General features: G+C 72.0%; 4 protein-coding genes and 1 pseudogene. 1 reads left to right on the top strand and 4 read right to left on the bottom strand.

What is annotated here, in order from left to right:
- Positions 1–247 precede the first annotated feature (247 nt).
- Both OP86_RS31945 and OP86_RS31940 read right to left on the bottom strand, forming a co-directional pair.
- Positions 248–1,063, bottom strand: coding sequence for a hemerythrin domain-containing protein (locus tag OP86_RS31945; RefSeq protein WP_030061929.1), 816 nt, complete (start codon positions 1,061–1,063; stop codon positions 248–250).
- 309 nt (positions 1,064–1,372) lie between these two features.
- Positions 1,373–2,434: an alpha/beta hydrolase gene (locus OP86_RS31940; protein WP_234435130.1), complete on the bottom strand. Its 1,062-nt coding sequence runs from the start codon at positions 2,432–2,434 to the stop codon at positions 1,373–1,375.
- A 426-nt stretch (positions 2,435–2,860) separates the two neighbouring features.
- Here OP86_RS31940 and OP86_RS31935 point away from each other — a divergent pair, with 426 nt between their 5' ends.
- Positions 2,861–3,604, top strand: a complete 744-nt coding sequence (locus tag OP86_RS31935; protein WP_030261047.1) for an SDR family oxidoreductase — start codon at positions 2,861–2,863, stop codon at positions 3,602–3,604.
- An 86-nt stretch (positions 3,605–3,690) separates the two neighbouring features.
- On the opposite strand, the gene OP86_RS31930 is transcribed toward OP86_RS31935, so the two are convergent.
- Both OP86_RS31930 and OP86_RS31925 read right to left on the bottom strand, forming a co-directional pair.
- A complete protein-coding gene (locus OP86_RS31930) occupies positions 3,691–5,457 on the bottom strand; it encodes a carbohydrate-binding module family 20 domain-containing protein (RefSeq protein WP_051831144.1) in 1,767 nt (588 codons plus the stop codon).
- Positions 5,458–5,703: 246 nt separating this feature from the next.
- A pseudogene (locus OP86_RS31925) lies at positions 5,704–6,123 on the bottom strand (M4 family metallopeptidase); the annotation flags it as partial.

Below are 6,123 nucleotides of genomic sequence, written 5' to 3'. Positions count from 1 at the left end.
GCGGTGGGTGGGGCGCCGGGGAGGGGTCAGTGCAGCGGGGCGGGCACACCCTGCCGTCAACCGTCGGCGCGAGGCCTTCCCTGGTACGGCCCGGACCGGCCGGGCCACCGAACCCCGAGAGTTCCGGGTCCAATCCCCTAGGGGGCAAAGGGAGTTGACCGGTCGACCGGATGCCCGACGCGCGCTGAGCATATGCCACAGGCGTATGCCACGCGCGTAGATCGAAGGCCCGCGAAACCCCCGGTGCTCAGTCGGCGATGGGCCCCAGGCCGTCGGCGGCGGCATCGCCCGGAACGCCCTCCAGGCCGTCGCCCGGCCCCCACAGCGGCGCGGTGCAGCGCTGGTAGGTCGCCTGCCAGTGCGGCCAGTTGCGGGCCACGTCATCGTCGCACTCGGCCAGCAGCCGCTCGATCGCGGCCGGCTGGACGCCCTCCAGCAGCCAGGCCAGCGCGTCCGCTGTGCCCGGGCCGTCCGCCACCCGCAGCAGGTCCAGCAGCTCGCCCAGGCCGCCGAGCCGGGACCCGTCGGCGACCACCCGCTCCATCCGGGGCAGCAACTGGCGCTCCTCGATCCGCAGATGGGTCTCCAGCCGGGCCGCCAGGTCCTCCATGGCGTACGCGACCGGCCAGGCGCTGCCGGTGTCCCGGCTGGCGATCCGGACCAGCGTGGTGACCCGGGTGAAGGAGTGGTCGAGGTTGTGGTGGTCGGCCTCCAGCCAGTTGAGCAGCAGCCGCAGCTCGGGCGCGAAGCGGCGCACGATCGGCCAGATCCGGGTGTCCTGCTGCTCGTGGTGGCAGGTCAGCATCGCGGTCAGGAAGTTCCAGTGCCGCAGCAGCGCCTCGCCCTTGTCGTCCTCGCCGGGCTGGAGCAGCCGCAGCGCGTTGGGCAGCCGGGCGAGGTCCCGGCGCAGCGCGGCGTGGACCAGCCGCAGTCCGGCGAACCGTACGGTGGCCGGGTCGTCGTCCGAGGCCGGTCCGTACGCGTCCGTGCCCCGGGAGTCGGCTCCGGGCTTCCGGGGTGCGGGCACGGTGGGGGCGGGTTGGGGCAGCAGGTGGATCGGCATGGCACTCTCTTCACGACTTGGGGCAGGGCGGGCGGTGGCGGCCGGTGGAGGACCGCCCAGCCAAGGTGCTCGAAGTCGATCAGAAGCGAATCAATGTCCGATTGACGCGCAGGTCACAGGCCTGCGCGGGGGTGCGCGGGAGCTCGCCGGAGCCGGCCGCGGAAGGCTGGGGAAGGCTGGGGAAGGCCCCGCGGAACCTGCGGAATCCGCGGAAAAGCCGACCGCCGGCGCCGGGGACGCGAGCGCGTCGCCGGCACCGGCGGAGGCGGAGCTGGGAGCTGGAGGCAGGAGGCGGAGGCAGGAAGCGGCTCAGTCCGCCGCGGGCCCCGCCAGGTTCTTGGTCAGCCACACCAGGGTGTCCGGGATCATCTTCTTGAAGTCCGAGGTCAGGTGCTTGCCGCCGGGCTGCTCGTAGTACTCGATGGTGACCGGCGCGACGGCCTTGGCCACCCAGCTCTTGACGACCTTGGTCTCGTACGGGTTGGCACCGCCGGCGGTGACGAACAGCTTCACGTCGGCCTTGCCCTGGCTGACCAGCACGTCGGGGTTGTTGGCCGCGCGCTCGGCGTCGTGGCCCTTCCACAGCAGCGAGTCCGGGATGAAGTAGCCGTCGATCGGCACCGCGGCCTTGTAGACCTCCGGGTGCTGCAGGGCGAGCTTGGCGCTGCAGAAGCCGCCGGTGGAGGCGCCCATCACGCCCCAGCCGTCGCGGCCCTGGACGGTGCGGAAGTTGGCGCGGACGAAGTCCGGGATGTCCTCGGCCATCCAGGTGCCCATCTTGGGCTGGCCCGGGATGTCGGAGCAGTCCAGCGCGTTCTTCTCGTCGCCGTTGAAGTTCTGCACCGGCATGATCATGATGAACGGGTGGGACTTGCCCTCCTTGACCAGCCGCTCGTTCTCCTCCTGGATCGGCAGCTGGTTGTCGGTCCAGGTGTTGTAGCCGTTGCTCTGGCCGCCCGCGAAGAGGGTCAGCACCGGGAAGCCGGTCTTGGCGTACTTGGGGTCGTTGTACTCGGGCGGCAGCCAGACCCAGACCTTGCCGGAGACGCCCGACTTCGCACCGGTCACGGTGGTCACGAGGATCGGCCCGGCGTTGGTGTCCCGGGCCTTGCCCAGGTTGGCGTTCGGGCCGGTGGGCATCAGCACCTTGCCGACGGCCACGGGCACCGCGGGTGCCCCGCCGCCCGGGGTGCCCGCGCCGGTGCCGGTCGGGGTGCCCGCGGCGCCACCGGTCGCGGTCGAGCCGGCGTCCGCCTTGGCGCTGTCCCCCTTTCCACCGCCGGAACTCCCGCAGGCCGCGAGCGAGGCGGCCAGGGCGAGCACGGCGGCGCCGGACAGGACGGCACGGGAACGGGACGACTGCCTAAGCACGGTGAGGACTCTCCGACCGAATGTCGCGCCCGGTCCGGCTGACCGGGCGGCGGCCCCCCGGTGGGGCCGGACAGACCGGGGGCGTGACGCTGGTGCGGCCCCCGGTTCGATGGCGCGCCGCCCCTCGCGGGGGCGCGCCTTCCTGCGATCTTATGACGTGGGCCGGGGTGGCCCGGTTGCGCGTCGGCCACCGGAAATCCAATGTTTGTTCGCGATCAGGTAAAACCCTCGGTCGCTCCCGTCGGTCGGCGGGGGTCGGTCGGCGGGGGGCCGGACGACGGGGCGACGACGGGGCCGACGGCGCAATCCCGGCCGACCACCGGATTTTGGGCACATCGACCAGTGACGGCGGCCCGCCGATCCGGGACGATCTCCCCCGGGCCGACCGGGAGAACAGTCACGAGAACAGCCACCGAGGAGAGAGCCATGCCCCAGCAGATCGCCGTCGTCACCGGAGCCGGGAGCGGTGTCGGCCGCGCCGTCGCGGTCGAACTGGCCGCGGCCGGCTGGCGGCCGGTGCTGGCCGGCCGACGCGCCGAGCCCCTGCACGAGACCGCCCGGCTCTGCGGCGCCCCGGCCGACGTGCTGCCGACCGACGTCACCGACCCGGCGGCCGTGGACGCGCTGTTCGCCGCGACCGCCGAGCGCCACGGCCGGGTGGACCTGCTGTTCAACAACGCCGGCAGCTTCGGCCCGGCCGTCCCCGTGGAGGAGCTGGAAGTGGCGGCCTGGCGGGCCGTGGTCGACCTCAACCTGACCGGCGCCTTCCTCTGCGCCCAGGCCGCGTTCCGGCAGATGAAGGCCCAGGACCCGCAGGGCGGCCGGATCATCAACAACGGCTCGATCTCCGCGCACGTCCCGCGCCCGCACTCGATCGCCTACACCGCGACCAAGCACGCCGTCACCGGCCTGACCAAGTCGCTGTCGCTGGACGGCCGCCCGTACCGGATCGCCTGCGGGCAGATCGACATCGGCAACGCGGCGACCGACATGACGGCGGCGATGAGCGCGGGCGTGCGGCAGGCGGACGGCCGGATCGCCCCCGAGCCGACCATGGACGTGACCGACGTCGCACGCACCGTGCGGCACATGGCCGCACTGCCGCTGGAGGCCAACGTGCAGTTCGCCACCGTGATGGCGACGGCCATGCCGTACATCGGGCGCGGCTAGGACTCGCAGGCCTCTCATGGGGGAACCCCGTCAGCCCGGGCTGACGGGGTTCCCCCATGAGAGGCCGCTACGGCGGCAACGGGCCGCTACGGCCGCCAGGTGTCGTTCAGCGTGACGACCCCGCCCGAGGGCACCGTCGCCGTCCGGTTGGCGCCGGACTCCCAGGTCACCGCGCCGCTCGCGTCCTTGCGGAGGTACTTGTACTGGACGGAGGTGCCGGCCGGCAGCGAGAGCGCGAGCGACCAGACCGGGTACCCGGTGGACGAGAGCGGCAGCGCCTTGGCCGGGTCCCAGCCGCCGAGCGCCGCGGCGTCGCCGACCACGTACACGTTCTGCCCGTACGAGGTGGTCGCGTTGACGTTGAACGAGGCGCCGGAGGCGGTCGCGCCGCCCGGCTGGACGTACAGCGCGACGGCGTCGCCCGCGCCGACCGTCGCGGTGAACTGCCCGTTGGCGCCGACCTGGTACGTCGGCCCGGTGCAGCCGCCGCCCGGCTGCGGGTCGCCGTGCTGGACGTCGCAGTAGGTGCCGGCCGGCAGGCCGGTCTGGAAGGTCTGGGTGATCGCGCCGCTCTCGTGGTTGATCGCGACGTAGCCCTTGTTGCCGCGGCCGAAGGCGATCGCATTGTTGCCGTTGGACCACCAGTCGGTCACCGCGGTGCCCGCGACGGCGTTGCGGAAGCCGACCATGTTGGCGACCTGCCGCCAGGCGTGGGTGCAGTTCCAGCCGTCCTGGTAGCAGGCGTTGACGGTGCCGCCGTTGGGCGGGCCGTCGTCCTTGTTGGTGAAGGCGTAGCCGGAGTAGACGTTGGGGGCGCCGTAGGGCGAGGCCAGCAGGAAGACGTTGGCCAGCGTGTAGGTGTTGCCGTAGGTGTAGTTGAGGGTGGAGCCGTTGCGCTCGGTGTCCCAGTTGTCGAGGAAGCTGCGGGCCTGGTTGCTCGGCAGGTAGCCCCAGGAGGCGCCCCAGCCGCTGAGGTTGGCGAGCTTGTCGCTGGTGAAGATGCGCTTGAGGTCGGTGCCGACCCGGAACTCGTCGACGTCCCCGGTGCCGGTGTACTCGGTGGGCTGGATCGGCTCGCCGGCGCCGTAGATGACCTCCTGGACCCAGTAGGCGTTGGGGTTGGCCATCTTGGCCTTGATCGCGGCGAGGTCGGCGGCGGCGATGTGCTTGGCGGCGTCGATCCGGTAGCCGTCCACGCCGAGCGAGCCGAGGTCGTCCAGGTAGTGCGCGATGGTGGTCTGGACGTACGCGCTGCCGGTGTCCAGGTCGGCGAGGTTCACCAGCTCGCAGTTCTGGACGTTGGAGCGGTCCTGGTAGTTGCTGATCGGCTGGCGGCAGGAGTGGAAGTCCTGGTCCTGGTACGTGCCGGGGTAGTTGTACTTGCTGTAGACCGTGCCGCCGGTGCCGGTGCCGGAGCCGGCCGACATGTGGTTGACCACCGCGTCGGCGATCACCTTGACCCCGGCCGCGTGGCAGGTGTCGACCATGTTCTTGAAGGAGGTGCGGTCGCCGAGCCGCCCGGCGATCTGGTAGCTGACCGGCTGGTAGGAGGTCCACCACTGGGAGCCCTGGATGTGCTCCTGCGGCGGCGAGACCTCGACGAAGCCGTAGCCCTTCGGGCCGAGCGTGGAGGTGCAGGCCTGGGCGACGGAGTCGAAGCGCCACTCGAAGAGGGTGGCGGTGACGTCCTTGCCGTTGTTCGCGGGTGGGGAGGCCTGGGCGGCGGGGGCGCCGAGGGCGGTGCCGAGCGAGAGTGCGAGCGCCGCCGAGGCGGCGAGCGCGCCGGCCGCGCGGGCGGCCCTGGGGGTCCCCCCGGCCGAAGGCTGGGGGAGGGTGGGGGCGGTGGTGACCACGTCGTCTCCTGGGGGTGGCTGGGGTGGGCAGCCGGAGGCTGAAGCCTGCAGGAAGTTTCTGTAACTTGCCGGAAACTTGCAGCGCTGAACTTAAGGTCACCGGGAGACACCGTCAAGGTCCCTGGAAGATACGTTTCTGCATCGCCCGTCTTTCCCGTTTTCCGCAGCCGCAGCCGCAGCCGCAGCGGGACCGCACACGACAAGGGCCCGGCAGCCGTAGCCGCCGGGCCCCTCACCTGTCCTGGTTCACCGGCCCCTCAGGAGCCGGACCGGGGCCGCGGCGTCCACGTTGGAGTAGGTCTTCAGCGTGGTGCCGTTGACCGACACGGTCAGCTTGTCGTACGCGGTGCTGCCCGTCTCCGCGGTGTCGATGTGCAGCCAGAAGCTCAGCGTGGCCTTGCAGCCCGCCGGGATGGTGACCGTCTGGGACAGCGAGTCGGTGTGGGCGGAGCCGTAGCCGTTCAGCCACGCCTTCCACGAACCGCCGTGCGCGGCCTGGCCCGTGCTGTTGTCGACGACACCGGAGCTCGCCGTCCACGGCGCGGCCGTGCCGGTCTCGAAGCCCGCGTTGCCCAGCAGCTGCGCCGGGGTGCAGCTGCCGCCGCCACCGGTGGTCACCGTCCAGGTGAAGCTGGTGGTGCCCGACTTGCCGGCCGAGTCCTTCAC

Source organism: Streptomyces novaecaesareae (assembly GCF_000716875.1).
In the GTDB taxonomy this organism is placed as follows: domain Bacteria; phylum Actinomycetota; class Actinomycetes; order Streptomycetales; family Streptomycetaceae; genus Kitasatospora; species Kitasatospora novaecaesareae.
This window is presented reverse-complemented; position numbering and strand designations above follow the sequence as displayed.